This window comes from Mycobacterium sp. (assembly GCF_035570115.1).
GTDB lineage: Bacteria > Actinomycetota > Actinomycetes > Mycobacteriales > Mycobacteriaceae > Mycobacterium.
On record NZ_DATMLH010000281.1, the window covers coordinates 14,592 to 32,854 of the forward strand.

Sequence of the window (18,263 nt, forward strand, 5' to 3'; positions counted from 1 at the left end):
GGAGAGCGGCGCTCGTGAAGTTAGCGGTCATTCCGGGCGACGGGATCGGGCCGGAGGTTGTTGCTCAAGCGGTCGAAGTTCTCGACGCGGTGCTGCCCGGCGTGGAGAAGACCGATTACGACCTGGGGGCGCGGCGATTTCACGCGACGGGCGAAGTGCTGCCGGAGTCGGTGCTTCCCGAGTTGCGGGCCCATGACGCGATTCTGCTTGGCGCGATCGGGGATCCATCGGTGCCCAGCGGCGTGCTCGAGCGGGGTCTGCTGCTACGGCTGCGCTTCGAGCTGGACCACCACGTCAACCTGCGCCCGGCGCGGCTGTATCCGGGCGTGCGCAGCCCGCTGGCCGGTAATCCCGACATCGATTTCGTGGTGATCCGGGAGGGGACCGAAGGCCCGTACACGGGAACTGGCGGTGTGATCCGAAGGGGCACAGTGCATGAGGTGGCCACCGAGGTCAGTATCAACACCGCGTTCGGTGTCCGCCGCGTCGTGGAAGACGCTTTCGAGCGCGCGCGGCAACGTCGCAAGCATCTGACCCTGGTGCACAAGACGAACGTGCTGACGTTCGCTGGATCGCTGTGGTCGCGGATCGTGCAGGAAATCGGCGAGAAGTATCCGGACGTCGAGGTGGCCTATCAGCACGTGGACGCCGCGACCATCCACCTGGTCACCGATCCGGGCCGGTTCGACGTGATCGTGACCGACAACCTATTCGGTGACATCATCACCGATTTGGCCGCCGCGGTATGCGGCGGCATCGGTCTGGCGGCCAGCGGGAATATCGACGCCACCCGGACCAACCCGTCGATGTTCGAGCCGGTGCACGGCAGCGCACCCGACATCGCCGGTCGGGGAATCGCCGATCCGACCGCCGCGATCATGTCGGTGGCGTTGCTGCTTTCCCACGTCGGCGAAGACGCTGCCGCCGCGCGAGTGGACCGGGCCGTGGCGTCCCATCTGGCCAGTCGCCCGACCGAAAAGCTATCCACCGTCGAAGTCGGCGAAAGGATAGCGTCCGCGCTCTAGTTTCCAGGCCGGGCGGTAACACCTCGGCCGGTACGACCGGCACCGCCAGCAGGGGGAAAATACTGCAAACCGCGAATGCCGGCGGATACCCGTGGGCGGCGATCAGCCCACCGAACACCGGAGGCGCGCCGGCCGCCATCAACCGCTGATAGGTGTTCTGCAGGCCCAGCGCCCGCCCGCTCCAGAACGGTCCGGCGTGTTCGGTGACCGCGGTGGATTCCAGCCCGTTGTCGAGCACCGAGACCAGCGACGCCACGACCATCAGTGGCACAGCGAGCGATGAGCGCAGATGATCGGCCAAGGCCAACCCGGCCAGGACCAGGACGCCCATCACCGCCATGATGCGCACCGGCCGCAGCCGGGAGCCGACCCGGTCCGACCACCGGCCGACTGCAACCCGGCCCACGGCCCCGAGCAGCTGTGACAGCGTGACCAATGCTCCTGCCGACGTGATCGACCACCGGTAATTCGCGATCAGCCAGACCAGCATGAATGTCACAGTCACCGTCTGCGGCACCATCAGAAGCGCAGCGACCGCGTGAATCCGCTGCAGTACGTGTGTCTTTCGGTAAGGGTTGGCCAACTCCTGTTCAGTGGCCGCCTCCCATTGCTTGCGCGGCGGGTCGACGACGGCCACCAGGCTGGCCACCGCTGACGCCGCGCAAAGCACGGCCGGAAATATCAGCCCCCACGTCGCCGACGGGGCGTGCTCAGAGAGCTCGGGAATGACCAGCGCGCCCAACGCGATTCCCAGTGGTTGCGCGGTCTGGCGAACGCCCATCGCCAGGCCGCGTTGCTCGGGCGGGAACCACCCGGAGACCAGACGACCGCCGGCCGAGTTGCAACTGGCGGCCGCCATGCCGCCGACGAACAGCAGCGCAGCGAACGAGACCATCGAGTGGACCGTCGTCGCGAAGTAGGCGGCTACCGCGGTCAGCGCTGAGCCGACCGTCAGCACGATGCGTTCGCCCACCCTGTCCAGCAGATAGCCCCACAGAATCAGCGTCACCACCATGCCGAAGCTCGGCATCGACGACAGCAAGCCCGCCTCGGCCAGCGGCGTGCCCAGATCGTCCTCCAACGCGGGGATGAGAAAAGCGACGCCGTTGATGAAGACGAACACGCTCGCCGTCACCACGAGCGAAACGATGACGATCGACCAGCGTCGGCCCGGACTAAGGCTGACCGTGCCGGTCGGGTCCGTCGGCATCGATCCATGCTCGCACAGCGAGGTGAGTACTGGGGTTAAAGCGATAACCGACCCATCCCTGCCGGCCCGCGTCGTCGCCAGGCTAGGCTCACGCGAATGCGCCTCGGCCGAATTGCCAGTCCTGACGGTGTCGCGTTCGTGACCATCGACGGCGAGCCGGACGAGCCCGGCGGGATGACTGCCCGTGAGATCGCCGAACACCCCTTCGGCACCCCGACTTTCACCGGCCGCTCCTGGCCGCTGGCCGACGTGCGACTGCTGGCCCCGATGCTGGCCAGCAAGGTGGTCTGCATCGGCAAGAACTACGCCGATCACATCGCCGAGATGGGCGGCACAACGGGACCGGCGCCGGCCGACCCGGTGATCTTCCTCAAGCCCAACACCGCGATCATCGGGCCGAATGTGCCGATCCGACTGCCGGCTGAGGCGTCGCCCGTGCATTTCGAGGGCGAGTTGGCGGCCGTCATCAGTCGGCCTTGCAAGGACGTCTCAGCCGAGCGTGCCGCCGAGAGCATCCTGGGCTACACCATCGCCAACGACGTGTCTGCCCGCGACCAACAAAAGGCCGACGGCCAGTGGACGCGAGCGAAAGGTCACGACACGTTCTGCCCGGTCGGGCCCTGGGTCGTCACCGACTTGAGCCCTCTGGACCCGGCGGATCTCGAACTGCGCACCGAGGTCAACGGTCAGGTCAAACAGGACAGCCGCACGTCGTTGATGATTCACGACGTCGGCGCGATCGTGGAATGGGTCTCGGCGGTGATGACATTGTTGCCCGGCGACATCATCCTCACCGGCACGCCGGCGGGTGTTGGACCCATCGAAGACGGCGACACCGTCAGCGTCACCATCGAAGGAATTGGAACATTGGCCAATCCGGTTGTCCGCAAAGGAAAATCCTGACCGAAGTGGTCGGCGTATGGGTTCGGTTCTACCCATCGCCAACGGCATCCCGCATATCGGCTTGATTCGCTGTGCGCTGCGCAGGGACGCCGACGCCGAAGGTGACAGCACTGGCTCGCGCCCGAATCGGGCGCGAGTGAGAAGCGACCGGATTGTTTGGTAGTCTGCACGTCGGCCCATAACGGCTGGCAGCAGCGGCCGCACGACCCTGACGTCGTCTGCGGTAAGCCCTTGACCAGCTGTTTTAGGCAGCCAATGGGGTATGGTGTAATTGGCAACACAGCTGATTCTGGTTCAGCCATTCTAGGTTCGAGTCCTGGTACCCCAGCACAAACCGCTCTGACGTGCACCAACCGTGCGTGTATGCGCCATCTGCAAAAAGTGCGTACGCAGTAGTGTTGGACCGTAATGACTATGGCTCCGCACCTGCTCGTCGGCGTCCAATCCGCGGGCCGCCGCGGTCGCGTTAGAAGAAGGACCGCAGCTGGTGGCGACCCGGGCGGCGACGGTGGACGTCGAGCTGACGGGTACGCCGACCCGCGGCATGACGGTGACCGACTGGTCGGGACGCTGGGGCTGAGAACCCAACGTGCGCATCGGTGTCGACGTCAATCCGGCGGTGTTCTTCGACCAGTTCATCGACCGAATCGGGCCGTTCGCACGTCGGCTGGGCTGAGACGCCTAAACTCACAATCGTCGCACCGGACCCTCCGGGGATCGCCCGGCCAGAGCCCTCCGACCGGTTGCCCAGCCACGCCGACAACCGAGCCACCAGAAGTAAGGAGTTGCGATGGCCACCGCATCATTCGATGACACAGCACTGCACGTCGGCGAAGAAGACCTGCCCCCCACTAATGACGTCGCCGCAACCCGCCCGTATGACGAACCCAACATCTCCACCGACGAATTCTGGAACAAAGATTTCAGTGAGCAGGATGAGATCTTCGCCCGATTACGTCAGCAGCGGCCGGTCAGCTGGCAGCGGCCGATCGAAACCGCCGTGTCCCCGGACCCGGACGACGTTGGTTTCTGGGCAGTGGTGCGCCACGACGACATCGTTGAGGTCAGCCAGCGCAACGATGTCTTCGTGTCACGCTACGGCGTGCATTTTGATCAGCTTCCGCGGGAACACCAGGAGCTGGCCCAATCGTTTTTGGCCATGGACGATCCCCAACACAACAGGCTGCGCCGGCTGGTCGCATCGACGTTCACGCCGCGTCAGATCCGGCGCATCGACGATGACATCGCATCGCGGGCCCGCCGGATTGTGGCTACCGCCGCCGAAAAGGACGCCGCGGGAGAATCGGTCGACTTCGTCACTGATATTTCCAAGCACCTGCCCATCCAAATGTTCGGCGACATGTTCGGTGTACCCGAGGAGTTTCGGCCGGCGGTGGCGCACGCCGCCGACGAACTCGTCGCGTGGGCCGACCCGGAATTGCTGGCCGGACGCGATGCCGGCGAGGTGAATGTTGCTGCGGTGCTGGCTATCCGTGCGATCGCCGAGGAGCTGGCCGCGCAGCGACGTAAATCGCCGGAGAGCGACTTGTTGACCAGTTTGGTGCAGGCCGAGGTCGACGGCGAAAAACTCACCGACAGCGAGATCGCGGCAATCATGGTGTTGTTCTCGGTCGCGGCCACCGACACGACGCGCCACACGGCCAGTTTTGCGGTCAAGGCGCTCACCGACTTTCCCGATCAGCGCCGGTGGTTGTGGGACGACTTCGAAGACCGCATCGGCGGTGCAGTCGAAGAGTTCCTGCGCTGGGGATCGGTGGTGTTGACCTTCCGGCGCACGGCGGTTGCCGAATATGAGCTCGGCGGACAACGCATCCTGCCCGGTGACAAGGTCGTGCTGATGTATGCCTCCGGCAACCGCGACGCCGGGGTGTTTGATCCCGATACCTTCGATCTGGGGCGCCACCCCAACCGGCAGATCGCCTTCGGCGGTGGAGGTGTCCACTACTGCCTGGGCACCCATCTCGCCAAATCGATGCTGCGGTCACTGTTCCGCGAACTGCACCGCCAGATGCCCGACTTCATCGCCGGTGAGCCGAAGCTGATGAAAACCAACTTCATGCGAGGTGTGCTCAGTTTGCCGTTCGAGCCCAACAGGCGAGCCGGATAGCAGCGATCGGCGGACCAATCCGACCCGTCGATGTCCGCGTCCCGCGGGGCGACGTGCTTGCCTTGCACGACCGCCGCCGTCTGCCGAACAAGCCACCGCCGCGCTTTCGCTTTGATCGCGAACTGCTTCGAATGTTCACGGCCATCGTCGGCGACATAGCGGGCGCGCCAACGCGACCCTTGCCGTGTCAGGCGCTACGGACTGTCTTGCTGTTGCCGCCGTCGCCGCGCACTGTCTTAAAGCAGAGGTCTTCGACTCCGCCTCTACGACTGCGCTTCATCGCGATTCGCTTCCTTTTCTATCAGTGCGCCGGCTCCGGGTTTGGGCGGGCCCACGTACCCGAGCCGGGGTCGTAGTGGAGCGAACCAGCGAGCGGCTGACTGGAGCACACCGGCGGCCACTGCTCGACGCCTGGCATTCGGCCGTCGACTGAAAAGCCGGGGTCGTCGTCGTCTGAGTTGTCAGCGTTGGCGGGCGCAGGATGCAGAGCCACCGACACCATGGCAGCTGCGACAAGCAGGGCGGATTTCACACTTCAGAGTAATTAGGTGGGCGTATGCCGGTGAGCTATGCTGGCACCTCGGATCAGTTCTGGCCCCGTCGTCTAGCGGCCTAGGACGCCGCCCTCTCACGGCGGTAGCGTGGGTTCGAATCCCATCGGGGCTACTTGTCTGCCGGCACTAGCCGGCAGCGGGCGCGGTCGACCCGCCCACCGGCATGTGGGGTATCCCAAGCTTGCGGTGGTCCCACGATCGGGTCCGCCGGCTGACAATGCGCACGGCGACCCGCTTATTCATCATCATGTCCACCGCCGGCTTCATCTCGTCGGTGTACGGGCCGGTGTAGCGCTCCCACACACTGACTCCGACCCGGAAGATGGCGTCGGGATCATCGACGATCTCGGCGACGCCTTCAAAGGAAACCCCGCGCAAGGTGTCATAGGTTTGGCCGTCCTCGAGCAGAAAGCTCACCCGCGGATCGCGCGTCAGGTTGACGGCCTTCTGCGACTTGGCTTTGGTCTCCAACCAGATCTCGCCGTCGACCACGCCGTACCACATCGCGGTCAAGTGCGGCTGCCCGTCCGGGCCGATCGTGGCCAGCGTGCCGGTGCGGCTGCTGTTGACGAAGTCGGTGATCTCGTCCTGCGACATGACGATCTGTGCGCGCTGGTTGCTTCCCATGGCGACAGTGTGTCAGGTCGCGAGCGCGAGCTCGCCGGGCGGGCGATCAAGGCGTGCTTCACAGTCGGCGAGTAAGGGCATCGGCGGCCGCCAGCAGATCGGCGGCCCAGCGGGCGCCGGGGCGGCGGCCCATGCGGTCGATCGGACCCGACACCGAGATGGCGGCGATCACCGTACCGCGGGCATCGCGTACCGGCGCAGACACACTCGCTACTCCGGGCTCGCGCTCGGCTGCGCTTTGGGCCCAACCACGGCGCCGGACTTCGGCCAGTGCGCGGTCGCTGAATTTTGCGGTAGGTAGTACCGCCTGCCGAGTGGCGTCGTCGCTGTATGCCAGCAGAACCTTGGCGCCGGAACCCGCTGTCATCGGCAACCGCGCGCCGACCGGAACGGTATCGCGAAGGCCTGCAGGCGGTTCCACCGCGGCGATGCAGATCCGCCAGGTGCCGTCGCGACGGTACAGCTGCACGCTTTCGCCGCTGATGTCGCGCAACCGCGGCAGCACCGTTGCGCTTGCCGCAAGTAGTGGGTCGCCGACGTGAGCGGCCAGCTCGCCGACCGCCGGGCCCAGCCGCCAACGGCCATCGCCATCGCGGGCGAGTAAGCGATGGACCTCCAAGCCGGCGGCCAATCTGTGTGCAGTGGCTCTGGGCAGACCGGTGCGATCGCACAATTCGGCCAACCCGCATGGTGATTCCGCGACGGTGTGCAGTACCCCCACGGCTTTGTCGAGAACGCCGATGCCGCTATCCTGTCTCACAGAGAGATACTAGCGTCTCGCATAGTGAGATCAAGTTATGGCGCCGCATCGGTCGGCCACAACCAAGGGAATCGGGATGACCTCGTGAAGAAAACTTCAGCCGACACTGATGCCGCGCGGCCGCGCACGCTGGCGCAGAAGGTTTGGGACGACCACGTGGTGGCCTCCGGCGGAGGCGCCGAGCCCGACCTGATCTATATCGATCTGCACTTGGTCCACGAGGTCACCAGTCCGCAGGCATTCGACGGTCTGCGCCTTGCCGGCCGCCCCGTGCACCGACCCGAATTGACGCTTGCCACCGAAGACCACAATGTGCCGACCATCGACATCGACAAGCCGATCGCCGACCCCATTTCGCGCAACCAGGTCGAGACGCTGCGGCGCAACTGCGCCGAATTCGGGATCCGCCTATACCCGATGGGCGATATCGATCAGGGCATCGTGCATGTCGTCGGCCCGCAGTTGGGTCTGACTCAGCCGGGAATGACGATCGTGTGCGGTGACAGCCACACCTCGACGCACGGCGCCTTCGGCGCATTGGCGATGGGAATCGGCACTTCTGAGGTCGAGCACGTGCTGGCCACCCAGACACTTCCGCTGCGGCCGTTCAAGACCATGGCCGTCAACGTCGACGGGACGCTGCCTGCCGGCGTGACGGCCAAGGACATCATCCTTGCGGTGATTGCCAAGATCGGCACCGGCGGTGGCCAAGGCCACGTCATCGAATATCGGGGCAGCGCCATCAAATCGCTCTCGATGGAGGCGCGGATGACGATCTGCAACATGAGTATCGAGGCCGGGGCCCGGGCGGGGATGGTTGCACCCGATACGACCACCTACGAATTCTTGCGTGGACGCCCCCATTCCCCGACCGGCGCGCAGTGGGATGCGGCGCTGGACTATTGGGATCGGCTGGCTACCGACGAAGGTGCCGAGTTCGACACCGAGGTGTATTTGGATGCCGCTTCGTTGACGCCATTCGTCACGTGGGGGACAAATCCGGGCCAGGGAGTGCCATTGGCAGGCACGGTGCCTGATCCCGAACTGATGACCGATGACAACGAGCGCCAGACCGCCGAGAAGGCGCTGGCGTACATGGACCTTCGACCCGGAATCCCGATGCGCGACATCGCCGTGGATGCCGTGTTTGTCGGGTCGTGTACCAACGGCCGCATCGAGGATTTGCGCGTGGTAGCCGACCTGTTGCGAGGCCGCAAAGTCGCCGACGGGGTGCGGATGCTGGTTGTGCCGGGATCGATGCGGGTACGGGCGCAGGCCGAAAAAGAAGGGTTGGGCGAAATCTTCACGGCTGCGGGTGCCGAGTGGCGGCAGGCTGGGTGCTCGATGTGTCTCGGGATGAATCCGGACCAGCTGGCGCCGGGGGAGCGCTGCGCGGCAACGTCAAACCGCAATTTCGAGGGACGACAGGGCAAGGGTGGCCGCACCCACTTGGTGTCGCCTGCCGTCGCCGCTGCCACCGCGGTCCGCGGGAAGCTGTCCGCGCCGGCCGACTTGAACTAACTGAGGGAGAACCGTAATGGATGCTTTTCACACTCACACGGGTATCGGGGTGCCGCTGCGGCGGTCCAATGTCGACACGGATCAGATCATTCCGGCGGTCTATTTGAAGCGGGTGACCCGAACGGGTTTCGAGGATGGTTTGTTCGCGGCCTGGCGGACCGATCCGTCTTTTGTGCTCAATCTCAGTCCGTTTGACAGGGGTTCAGTGCTCGTCGCCGGACCCGATTTCGGCACCGGATCCTCTCGGGAGCATGCGGTCTGGGCGCTTATGGACTACGGATTCCGGGTAGTGATCTCGTCCCGCTTCGGCGACATTTTTCGGGGCAATGCGGGGAAGGCGGGTTTGTTGGCTGCCGAAGTTGCCCAAGACGATGTGGAACTGCTCTGGAAGCTCATCGAGGGCAGCCCCGGGTTGGAAATCACTGTCAATCTTCAAGATCGGAATGTGGCCGCAGGAACGGTGGTGGTGCCGTTCAAGATTGACGACTACACCGCCTGGCGTTTGTTGGAGGGCCTCGACGACATAGCCCTTACGCTGCGGAAACGTGACGAGATCGAGCTTTTCGAGGCGGAGCGGCCGACTTGGAAACCGCAGACATTGCCCACTTCCTGACGGCTTGATTGGGCCCGAATTTAGGGCGCCCCAGTGCCGCATTTGACGGCCCGAACGGTTCCAAGCCACTGACTATGCGCTGCAACCGGATTCCTAAAAAGTTCGCCAGAACCGACTGAAATTGCGCGTGGCTCTTGGAAATCAGGCACCTCAGGGTTTACCGTGTCCTCTAGTCGGTCCAAAGTGGACCGCTAGCAAGCGGAGGATATGCATGAACAAGGCAGAGCTCATTGATGTGCTCACTGAGAAATTGGGCTCAGACCGTCGGTCGGCGACAGCCGCCGTCGAGAATGTCGTCGACACTATTGTGCGAGCCGTGCACAAGGGCGACAGCGTCACCATTACCGGCTTCGGTGTGTTCGAACAGCGCCGTCGCGCGGCACGTGTGGCGCGTAATCCTCGCACCGGCGAGACGGTGAAGGTCAAGCCGACGTCCGTGCCGGCGTTCCGGCCGGGCGCACAATTCAAAGCGGTTGTCTCTGGCGCACAGCGCCTCCCAGCGGAAGGACCAGCAGTGAAGCGAGGCGTCGTTGCGGGCGCTGCCAAGAAGGCGGCGAAGAAGTCGCCGGCGAAGAAGGCGGCGAAGAAGACTGTTGCCAAGAAGGCTCCGGTCAAGAAGGTCGCCGCTAAGAAGGCTCCGGCTAAGAAGGCCGTCGTGAAGAAGGCGCCGGCCAAGAAGGCGGCAGTCAAGAAGGCTCCGGCGAAGCGGGTCACTAAAGCCGTGAAGAAGGCTCCCGCGCGCAAGGCACCGGCGAAGAAGACCGCTGCCAAGAAGGCTCCGGCCAAGAAGGCCACGGCCCGTCGCGGTCGTCGGTAGGCGCTAACAAGTTCAACACCCAGATTCGCCGCGGGTCGGCTCTAGCGAGACGCCCGCGGCGAATCTGCGTGCTAAGTCACGACGTTGGCGGCCAGCGCACTGCCGATGTGGTCGGCGGCGATCAGATGGCCGTCCGCCAGTGACAGCACCCATGTGCTGCCCTTGCGGTTGCGGGACTTGTCCGCAGGTATGCCGTCGCGTTCACACCACCAGGCGATCAGGTCCGGAATCACTTTGCCTTGCGTGCAGATCACCGGTGTGCCGGGCGAGCCGGCGATCTCAAGAACCCGCCGTCGACCGCGTTTAGCGTTGGCGGCGTAAGCCTCCTCGGTGAGTGTGGGCTCGTCGCCGATGACCACGCCCAGCTCCTCGGCCAGCGGTTCCACTGTCTGGTGGCAGCGCACGCGATCGGCAGCATAGACATCGGTGGGACCGAAGGCCGATAGCTGATCTACGAGTGCCTCGGCCTGCGCACGGCCCTTCTTATCCAACGGTCGCATTTTGTCGTCACCCGAGAATCGGGACTTGCTGCCCGCGCTGCCGTGCCGGACCACTAGTACGGTCTGGGTGTCGGCCGGGAATTTGGCGAACCGGCGCAAGACCTTTCGATCGTGTGAGTAGGACACCTTCTCGATCGCGTCGGAGGTCGGCAGCCAGATCAGATTGTCGACTTCTCGACCGGGGGTGAATTCTCCGCCCAGGCTGCGAGCCGCCCAGTAGCGAACCCTTTTGACACCTTGGTCGATCGGATAGCTGATGTTCTGCAGCCGGCGACCAAGTTGTGCACGGTGGCCGGTCTCCTCGAAGATTTCTCGAGTCGCGGTTATTGGTTCGGTTTCACCAGGATCCATTTTGCCTTTGGGTAACGACCAGTCGTCATAGCGAGGACGATGGATGACCGCCACCTCGACCGATTCGCTGGCGCAGGGTCGCCAGAGCACCGCACCGGCGGCCCAAACGATTTTCCCGCTCACACTCAGATCATCCGACCAGATATGAGTCGGCACCGTAACCCTTGCAAGTCAATTCGTACCTTCGCGCCTGATTGACATCGTCGCCATGGTACAGGTGGCCTCACGTGTTCCTGTGTCGCTCCATCAACGCGACTTGGTGGTCGCGAACCGTGTGGCCCGCTTTTGGCAACGCGGTCCACTGCCCTTCCGGCCCCAGTTCCCAGCAGCGGGTAGCTGGATCCAGCGCCGACTCGAAGATGTCGTTCAGCTGTGCGGTCAGTCGGGGGTCTTTCACCTGAGCCAGCACCTCGACCCGCCGATCCAGGTTGCGGTGCATCATGTCCGCGCTGCCGATCCAGAATTCGTCGATGGCGTGGAAATGAATGATCCGCGAGTGCTCCAGGAACCGGCCCAGAATCGAGCGCACGGAAATATTTTCGGAGAAGCCCTCGACGCCGGGGCGCAGTGCGCAAATTCCGCGCACCACGACCTCAACGCGCACTCCGGCTTGCGATGCGCGGTAGAGCGCATCGATGACCTGCTCGTCGACAAGCGCGTTCATCTTGAGCCGGATGCGCCCGTTGCCGGTTTCGCGGTAAGCCGAGATCTCCCGGTCGACGCGTTCGATGATGCCCTTGCGAATACCGTGCGGTGCCACCAACAGGTTGCGGTACGACACCTTGCGCGAATAACCGGTCAGCGTGTTGAACAGATCGGTCAAATCGGCACCGATGTCGGGGGCGGCGGTCAGCAGGCCGATGTCCTCATAGAGCCGTGCCGTCTTGCTGTTGTAGTTGCCGGTGCCGATATGGCAGTACCGCCGGATCGTCGAGCCTTCCCGGCGCACCACCAGACAAGTCTTGCAATGCGTTTTCAGGCCGACGAGGCCGTAGGCCACATGGACTCCCGCCTGCTCCAGTGCGCGCGCCCACTTGATGTTGGCCTGTTCGTCGAACCGCGCCTTGATTTCGACCAGTGCCACTACTTGCTTGCCGGCTGCGGCGGCTTCGATCAGCGACCGAACGATCGGTGAATCACCGGAGGTGCGGTACAGCGTCTGTTTGATCGCCAACACGTTGGGGTCGGCGGCAGCCAGCTCGATAAATCGTTGCGTGCTAGTGGAGAACGAGTCGTAAGGATGATGCACCAACACGTCCCCCTCGCGCAGGGTCGCGAAAATGCTCTTCGGTGTTTCCCGATCGGCGAATGCCGGCGGGGTGTCCGGAACGAATGCGGGATCCTTCAGCGCCGGCCGGTCGACGCCGTAAATCTGCCACAACGAGGAGAGATCAAGTAGCCCCGGCACTTGGATGACGTCGCCGGGATGCACATCGAGCTCGCGCAACAGCAACTCCAACATGCGCTCGGTCATGTCGTCGGCCACCTCGAGGCGGACCGGCGACCCAAAGCGTCGACGGGCCAGTTCCCGCTCGAGCGCCTGCAGGAGATCCTCGTCGCGATCCTCGTCGACTTCGAAATCGGCGTTGCGAGTAATGCGGAATGCGTGGTGCTCGACGATTTCCATGCCCGGGAACAAGGTCGGCAGGAAGGCCGCGATCAGCTCCTCCGTTGGCAAAAAACGGACCTCCTTGTCGTCGTCGCCTGGCCTCGCGTCGAGCTCAACAAAACGATCAACGTTGTCGGGCACCTTGACTCGGGCGAAGTGCTGAGCGCCGTCCTCCGGTTGCTTGACGGTGACCGCCAGGTTGAGGCTCAGGCCGCTGACGAACGGAAACGGGTGAGCGGGGTCGACGGCGAGCGGAGTCAGGACGGGGAATACCTGCTCGTTGAAGTACGTCGCGAGTCGGTCGCGCTCAGCCTGGTCCAGATCGGTCCACGTGACGACATGGATACCCTCCGCGGCCAACCCGGGCCGCACCGAGTCGAGGAACACCTCTGCGTGCCGGCTGGCGATCTGCTGGGTCTGCTCGCCGATGCGACGCAGTTGCTCGCGCGGGGTCAGGCCATCCGCGGAGCGCACCGAGAGACCCATCTCGTCGCGTCGCTTCAGGCCGGCGACGCGAACCATGTAGAACTCGTCGAGGTTGGAGGCGAAGATCGCCAGAAACTTTGCCCGCTCCAGCAACGGCAGTGAGGTGTCGGCGGCCAGCGCCAGTACGCGAGCGTTGAAGTCCAGCCAGCTCAGTTCGCGGTTCAGGTAGCGGTGCTCGGGGAGTTCGTCCTCTACGAGAGCCGCCGTGGCGGCGGGTGGTGCGGCCGGCGGTGGGCCGTCCGGTCGCCATGCGGGCCCATCGGGCCGCGCTTCGGCAGAGGTCGTCGTAAGATCCGCGGCTTCGATTTCGGTCACCCTTGTGATCATTCCCCATTGGCGGGTGATGCTGCCACCGACTAGATGACGTCCACCCGCCGTTGAGGCGCCGTTTACCCGTCGTTACCGACGGACGCCGGCGATAGCCCGAACGGTCGTCGGACCCATCCCGAGACGACGCGCGACCGCCAAGTCATCGGGTGTGTCGATATCACAGCGCAATCCAGGCCATGCCCCCGTCAGCTCGATCGCGCCCGAACGCCGATGCCGCGCGCAAGAATCCGGCCCGAACTGTGGGTCGAGCGCAGTTCCGAATGCGCACAGCGCCGCGGTACCCGTGCCGAGGCGGTCGGCGACGAAACTCCGTTCATGGTGTCGTGCCGCGGCGATCGCCTCGGCGAGTTCCTGCGTCTGCAATGCCGGTAGATCCCCTTGCAGCACAACGATATTGGACACTGATTCGGCCACTACCCGCTCGGCGGCCGCGATCGCGTTGTTCAGCGGGTCGGGGTGACCTTCTGGTGTGGGATCGGACAGCACCTCGGCGCCGTGTTGGCTCGCCGCGGCGGCCGCGGTGTCGTCGGGCGTGATGACGGTGATGCGGCGCACGGACCCGACCCTTGCCGCGGCGGTGAGGGTATCGATCAGCATGGCCAGCACCACGGTCTCCCGCGTCTGCGCGGAAAACACCGGCGCGAGCCTGGTCTTGGCGGCGGCCAGTCGCTTGACGGCGACGATCAAGCCGACATCGCCGTCGGCGTCGGCTCGGCTGCCGCTCATGAAGCCATCCTGCCAGTCCGCGGTTCATTCCCTCAGATCGCCAGGCGATCTGCATCGCCGCTGGGCTCGACTGGATTGCCCAGCTTGCCCCCTCGCCGCTTCGCGGCTGGGGGTGCCCCCACCTCAGATCGCTAGGCGATCTGCATCGTCGCTGGGCTACGGTGAAGCGCGCATTCGACGAGACGAGGATGAAGGCAGAGCATGGCCAGCACGACAGCGGTGATGGGGGCCGGCGCATGGGGTACGGCGCTCGCCAAATTGCTAGCCGACGCTGGCGGCGAGGTCATGCTGTGGGCGCGGCGGGCCGAGGTCGCCGCCGAAATCAACGCCACCCGGCGCAACTCCGACTACTTGAGTGGCGTCGAGTTGCCGTCGGGTGTTCGGGCCACCGGCGACGCGGCTGAAGCACTCACCGGGGCTTCGACGGTGCTGCTGGCGGTGCCGGCGCAGACGATGCGGACCAATGTCGAACGGTGGAAAGGTCTGTTCGCCAAGGGTGCGACCCTGGTCAGCGCGGCAAAGGGCATCGAGTTGGGCACGCTGATGCGGATGAGCCAAGTCATCATCGACGTGACGGGTGTCGATCCGTCGCAAGTCGCGGTGATTTCCGGGCCGAATCTCGCCAGCGAGATCACCGCCGGGCAGCCCGCTGCCACCGTGATCGCCTGCAGCGATTCCGGTCGCGCCGTCGCCGTCCAGCGCATGCTGAACACCGGATTTTTCCGCCCCTACACCAATGCCGACGTGATCGGCACCGAGGTCGGCGGCGCGTGCAAGAACGTGATAGCCCTGGCCTGCGGAATGGCGGCCGGGGTGGGCCTCGGCGAAAACACCGCGGCGGCGATCGTCACTCGCGGCCTGGCCGAGATCATGCGGTTAGGGATAGCGGTCGGGGCTAAGGGCGCAACGTTGGCTGGTCTGGCCGGAGTCGGCGATCTGGTGGCTACCTGCACCTCACCCCGCTCGCGCAACCGCACCTTCGGTGAAAGTCTGGGGCGGGGCCAGACGATGGAGGCGGCGCTGGAGGCGCGCGGCGGCCATGTCGTCGAGGGGGTGACGTCCTGCGAGTCCGTGTTGGCGTTGGCCTCGAGTTACGACGTCGAGATGCCGCTGACCGACGCAGTACACCGGGTCTGTAACAAGGGGTTGTCGGTGGACCAGGCGGTGGCTCTGCTCTTGGGACGCAGTACCAAACCGGAATGAGCCGGCCGGCGGGCAACAGCGGAACTAACCTCGCGGTAACCAGCACCGAAGCACCCAGACGGTAGCCTCTCTAGGTTGTGAGTGCCCGCTTGCCCGCCAACACGACCGATCGCGGCCGCATCCGCGTCGCCGTCGTGTTCGGCGGTCGGAGCAGCGAGCACGCCATCTCCTGTGTCTCGGCGGGCAGCATTTTGCGCAATCTCGATCCCGAGCGCTTCGATGTCGTGGCTGTTGGCATCACCCCGGACGGCTCCTGGGTGCTCACCGACGGGAACCCCGACGCGCTGGCAATCACCAATCGGCAGTTGCCGGGGGTGAGCTCGGAATCGGGCACCGAGCTGGCCCTGACGGCCGATCCGCGGCGAGCCGGTCAGCTGGTATCACTCTCGCCGGGCGGCGCGGAGGTGCTGGCATCCGTCGACGTTGTCTTTCCGGTCCTGCATGGCCCCTACGGGGAAGACGGCACCCTCCAGGGCCTGCTCGAACTCGCCGGCGTGCCCTACGTCGGCGCCGGGGTATTGGCCAGCGCGGCGGGGATGGACAAGGAGTTCACCAAGAAGCTGCTGGTTGCCGAGGGCCTTCCGGTCGGCGCCTATGAGGTGCTGCGGCCGTCGCAGCCGACGCTCGACGTTGGCGCGTGCGAGCGACTTGGGTTGCCGGTCTTCGTCAAACCGGCGCGGGGCGGCTCGTCGATCGGAGTGAGCCGGGTGACCAGCTGGGATCAGCTACCCGCGGCCATCGCCCATGCCCGTCAGCACGACCCGAAGGTGATCGTCGAGGCTGCGGTTGTCGGCCGCGAGTTGGAATGTGGCGTGCTCGAATTCGCTGACGGAACATTGCAAGCCAGTACCGTCGGGGAGATCCGGGTGGTCGGCGTGCGCGGACGCGAAGACTCCTTTTACGACTTCGCGACCAAATACCTCGACGACGCCGCCGAACTGGACGTACCCGCCAAGGTCGATGACGACGTGAGTGATGCGGTGCGGGAGTTGGCGATCCGGGCGTTCGAGGCGATCGACTGCCAAGGGCTGGCCCGAGTCGACTTCTTCCTCACCGATGACGGGCCAATGATCAATGAGGTCAACACGATGCCCGGGTTCACCACGATTTCGATGTATCCGCGGATGTGGGCAGCCAGCGGCGTGGATTACCCAACCTTGTTGGCGGCCATGGTTGAAACGGCGCTGGCGCGCGGGACGGGTCTGCGCTAACGGGCGGGTCGGCCAATCAGTTCGGCGGCGACGGGCTGATCGGCACCGCCGGCATGCTGTGGTCAATTAAGTCGGAAAGCTGCTGGATCGGCGTCGGCCCAGATCCCGACGGCAGCGTTAGCGCCGCGCAGACGGGCCGGTCGACCGTGTACCAGGTTGATCGGTCATCCTCGCGAACCTCAAACCACTGCACCCGGTCGACGAGCTGGATTGGCGAACCGACGACGAAGTCGGCCGGGCGATTGACGCCACACCGCAACACCACCGGCTCGCCTCCGCTTGCGGCGCGCCAGGCGGCGGTACCCGGGGGCGCGGGCTGCGCGATGGGGGCGCGCTGATAGTCGCCGAGTCGCTGCGGCAGCGCTTCCAATACCGTCCGACATGCGCCATCCTGCGCGCGGGGAGCGGGCACAGCCGGGATGGCCACCGGTTGCAGGGGTGGATGGCGGGTGGCCGCGATCGCCAGGATGACACTGAGGGCACCGACCGCTAGCACCACTGCGGCGATCAGCACCGCCCGCGGCGGCCCCTCCGAGTCGGCCATCGCTCCACCTTCTGCTCAGCGCTGTCGATTCGCACTTACACTCGCGAAGTCAGCGGAGACGAACCTACCGGAGGTGATGTGCGCAGCGGCGATTCTGATGCCACGCTGGGCGACGTCGGCGAATTCGGTGTGATCGAGGGTCTGACCCGGGATCGGCGCCAGCCGGACGCGGTCGCTGTCGGACCGGGCGACGACGCCGCTGTGGTGATGGCCGCCGACGGTCGCGTCGCCGTGTCGACGGACATGCTGATCGAGGGCCGGCACTTCCGGCTGGACTGGTCGACACCGCACGATGTCGGCCGTAAAGCCGTCGCACAGAACGCCGCTGACATCGAAGCGATGGGCGGACGGGCCACCGCGTTCGTTGTCGCCTTCGGCGCACCGCCGGAAACGCCGACCGCACAGGTCAATGCGCTGGCGGACGGGATGTGGGACGAGGCCGGGCGGATTGGCGCCGGCATTGTCGGCGGGGATCTGGTCAGCAGCCCGCGATGGACGGTGTCCATGACCGTGCTGGGCGATCTGGCTGGTCGGCCGCCGGTGCTGCGGTCCGGGGCGCGACCCGGTTCGCGAATCGCCATCGCCGGCCGGCTAGGACACTCTGCTGCCGGATATGTATTGTGGCACAACGATATTGATGGATTTGATGAGTTGCGGCGTCACCATTTGGTGCCGGAGCCGCCCTACGGGCAGGGTCGCGCGGCCGCCGAGGCAGGCGCTCAGGCGATGATCGACATCTCCGATGGCCTGGTCGGCGACCTGCGACACCTGGCCGAGGCGTCCGATGTGTGCGTCGACCTGAGCACCGAAGCGCTGAGCGCCGATCACCAGGCCCTGCTGAGTGCCGCGGACGCCGTCGGGGTCGACGCGTGGACGTGGGTGCTTGCCGGGGGAGAGGACCATGCCCTGGTCGCAGCGTTCGCCGGGCCGGTTCCCGTTGGATGGCGGGTGATCGGGCAGGTGCTCGACGGGCCGGCGCGAGTGCTGGTCGACGGCGCAGCGTGGCGCGGATACGCCGGCTGGCAGTCCTTCACGCCCGGTGACGATCCGGGCGGCTGAGCAGCCCGAGGTGGGGGCACCTCCCGCTTGCGGGGGAGAGGCGGGCACCGGGCAGTAGGGTGACCCGGTGACCGTCTACGCCATCG

The 18,263-nt window shown here is 65.3% G+C and carries 15 protein-coding genes, 2 tRNA genes and 2 pseudogenes; 12 read left to right on the plus strand and 7 right to left on the minus strand.

Translation table 11 applies throughout. The features are described 5' to 3' along the window. The first annotated feature begins 14 nt into the window (after positions 1-14). Positions 15-1,025, plus strand: a complete 1,011-nt coding sequence (locus VNW74_RS26805; protein ID WP_325682495.1) for a 3-isopropylmalate dehydrogenase — start codon at positions 15-17, stop codon at positions 1,023-1,025. A gap of 133 nt (positions 1,026-1,158) precedes the next feature. On the opposite strand, the pseudogene VNW74_RS26810 reads toward VNW74_RS26805, so the two are convergent. After that, positions 1,159-2,235 (minus strand): annotated as a pseudogene (locus tag VNW74_RS26810) (MFS transporter); the annotation flags it as partial. A 96-nt stretch (positions 2,236-2,331) separates the two neighbouring features. Here VNW74_RS26810 and VNW74_RS26815 point away from each other — a divergent pair. The 5 genes and pseudogenes from VNW74_RS26815 to VNW74_RS26835 all read left to right on the plus strand — a co-directional run bounded on the left by VNW74_RS26815 (position 2,332) and on the right by VNW74_RS26835 (position 5,932). Then, entirely contained in the window at positions 2,332-3,138 is an 807-nt protein-coding gene (locus VNW74_RS26815; protein ID WP_325682497.1) for a fumarylacetoacetate hydrolase family protein, read from the plus strand. 256 nt (positions 3,139-3,394) lie between these two features. Continuing rightward, positions 3,395-3,466 (plus strand) — tRNA-Gln (locus VNW74_RS26820). Between the two features lie 114 nt (positions 3,467-3,580). Continuing rightward, positions 3,581-3,814: pseudogene (locus VNW74_RS26825) on the plus strand (nucleoside hydrolase); the annotation flags it as partial. A gap of 114 nt (positions 3,815-3,928) precedes the next feature. After that, a complete protein-coding gene (locus tag VNW74_RS26830) occupies positions 3,929-5,266 on the plus strand; it encodes a cytochrome P450 (protein ID WP_325682499.1) in 1,338 nt (445 codons plus the stop codon). 593 nt (positions 5,267-5,859) lie between these two features. Further along, positions 5,860-5,932: transfer RNA gene (locus VNW74_RS26835), tRNA-Glu, on the plus strand. A gap of 14 nt (positions 5,933-5,946) precedes the next feature. On the opposite strand, the gene VNW74_RS26840 is transcribed toward VNW74_RS26835, so the two are convergent. Continuing rightward, positions 5,947-6,447 carry a PPOX class F420-dependent oxidoreductase gene (locus tag VNW74_RS26840; protein WP_325682501.1) on the minus strand — a complete coding sequence of 167 codons (501 nt, stop codon included), beginning with the start codon at positions 6,445-6,447 and terminating at the stop codon, positions 5,947-5,949. 58 nt (positions 6,448-6,505) lie between these two features. Then, positions 6,506-7,207: an IclR family transcriptional regulator gene (locus VNW74_RS26845; RefSeq protein ID WP_325682503.1), complete on the minus strand. Its 702-nt coding sequence runs from the start codon at positions 7,205-7,207 to the stop codon at positions 6,506-6,508. 84 nt (positions 7,208-7,291) lie between these two features. Between VNW74_RS26845 and leuC the strand changes: the two genes are divergently transcribed. From leuC to VNW74_RS26860, 3 genes are all read left to right on the plus strand, one after another. Continuing rightward, positions 7,292-8,728: a 3-isopropylmalate dehydratase large subunit gene (leuC, locus tag VNW74_RS26850; protein WP_325682505.1), complete on the plus strand. Its 1,437-nt coding sequence runs from the start codon at positions 7,292-7,294 to the stop codon at positions 8,726-8,728. Positions 8,729-8,744: 16 nt separating this feature from the next. After that, a complete protein-coding gene (gene leuD / locus VNW74_RS26855) occupies positions 8,745-9,341 on the plus strand; it encodes a 3-isopropylmalate dehydratase small subunit (RefSeq protein WP_325682507.1) in 597 nt (198 codons plus the stop codon). 211 nt (positions 9,342-9,552) lie between these two features. Next, positions 9,553-10,158 carry an HU family DNA-binding protein gene (locus tag VNW74_RS26860; RefSeq protein ID WP_325682510.1) on the plus strand — a complete coding sequence of 202 codons (606 nt, stop codon included), beginning with the start codon at positions 9,553-9,555 and terminating at the stop codon, positions 10,156-10,158. 71 nt (positions 10,159-10,229) lie between these two features. On the opposite strand, the gene VNW74_RS26865 is transcribed toward VNW74_RS26860, so the two are convergent. The 3 genes from VNW74_RS26865 to cofC all read right to left on the minus strand — a co-directional run bounded on the left by VNW74_RS26865 (position 10,230) and on the right by cofC (position 14,160). Continuing rightward, positions 10,230-11,132: a bifunctional NUDIX hydrolase/histidine phosphatase family protein gene (locus VNW74_RS26865; protein WP_325682512.1), complete on the minus strand. Its 903-nt coding sequence runs from the start codon at positions 11,130-11,132 to the stop codon at positions 10,230-10,232. 100 nt (positions 11,133-11,232) lie between these two features. Then, positions 11,233-13,431: an RNA degradosome polyphosphate kinase gene (locus tag VNW74_RS26870; RefSeq protein WP_325682514.1), complete on the minus strand. Its 2,199-nt coding sequence runs from the start codon at positions 13,429-13,431 to the stop codon at positions 11,233-11,235. A 72-nt stretch (positions 13,432-13,503) separates the two neighbouring features. Further along, a complete protein-coding gene (gene cofC, locus VNW74_RS26875; RefSeq protein WP_325682516.1) occupies positions 13,504-14,160 on the minus strand; it encodes a 2-phospho-L-lactate guanylyltransferase in 657 nt (218 codons plus the stop codon). Positions 14,161-14,361: 201 nt separating this feature from the next. Here cofC and VNW74_RS26880 point away from each other — a divergent pair, with 201 nt between their 5' ends. Both VNW74_RS26880 and VNW74_RS26885 read left to right on the plus strand, forming a co-directional pair. Beyond that, complete coding sequence (locus VNW74_RS26880; protein ID WP_325682518.1) at positions 14,362-15,363, plus strand: NAD(P)H-dependent glycerol-3-phosphate dehydrogenase; 1,002 nt, start codon at positions 14,362-14,364, stop codon at positions 15,361-15,363. An 89-nt stretch (positions 15,364-15,452) separates the two neighbouring features. Continuing rightward, entirely contained in the window at positions 15,453-16,574 is a 1,122-nt protein-coding gene (locus VNW74_RS26885) for a D-alanine--D-alanine ligase family protein (protein ID WP_325682531.1), read from the plus strand. A gap of 16 nt (positions 16,575-16,590) precedes the next feature. Here the strand turns inward: VNW74_RS26885 and VNW74_RS26890 are convergent, their stop codons facing one another. Continuing rightward, positions 16,591-17,118 (minus strand): DUF3515 domain-containing protein, encoded by a 528-nt coding sequence (locus VNW74_RS26890; protein WP_325682520.1) that lies wholly within the window; start codon positions 17,116-17,118, stop codon positions 16,591-16,593. A gap of 78 nt (positions 17,119-17,196) precedes the next feature. On the opposite strand from VNW74_RS26890, the gene VNW74_RS26895 reads away from it, so the two are divergent. Beyond that, on the plus strand, positions 17,197-18,177 hold the full coding sequence (locus VNW74_RS26895) for a thiamine-phosphate kinase (RefSeq protein WP_325682522.1): 981 nt from the start codon (positions 17,197-17,199) through the stop codon (positions 18,175-18,177). Positions 18,178-18,263 lie beyond the last annotated feature (86 nt).

Bases quoted from the DNA above. Each gene is read 5' to 3' on its own strand.
- VNW74_RS26815 (WP_325682497.1), top strand. From the start codon at position 2,332: ATGCGCCTCGGCCGAATTGCCAGTCCTGACGGTGTCGCGTTCGTGACC.
- VNW74_RS26830 (WP_325682499.1), top strand. From the start codon at position 3,929: ATGGCCACCGCATCATTCGATGACACAGCACTGCACGTCGGCGAAGAA.
- VNW74_RS26840 (WP_325682501.1), bottom strand. From the start codon at position 6,447: ATGGGAAGCAACCAGCGCGCACAGATCGTCATGTCGCAGGACGAGATC.
- leuD (WP_325682507.1), top strand. From the start codon at position 8,745: ATGGATGCTTTTCACACTCACACGGGTATCGGGGTGCCGCTGCGGCGG.
- VNW74_RS26860 (WP_325682510.1), top strand. From the start codon at position 9,553: ATGAACAAGGCAGAGCTCATTGATGTGCTCACTGAGAAATTGGGCTCA.
- VNW74_RS26870 (WP_325682514.1), bottom strand. From the start codon at position 13,431: ATGATCACAAGGGTGACCGAAATCGAAGCCGCGGATCTTACGACGACC.
- cofC (WP_325682516.1), bottom strand. From the start codon at position 14,160: ATGAGCGGCAGCCGAGCCGACGCCGACGGCGATGTCGGCTTGATCGTC.
- VNW74_RS26880 (WP_325682518.1), top strand. From the start codon at position 14,362: ATGGCCAGCACGACAGCGGTGATGGGGGCCGGCGCATGGGGTACGGCG.
- VNW74_RS26890 (WP_325682520.1), bottom strand. From the start codon at position 17,118: ATGGCCGACTCGGAGGGGCCGCCGCGGGCGGTGCTGATCGCCGCAGTG.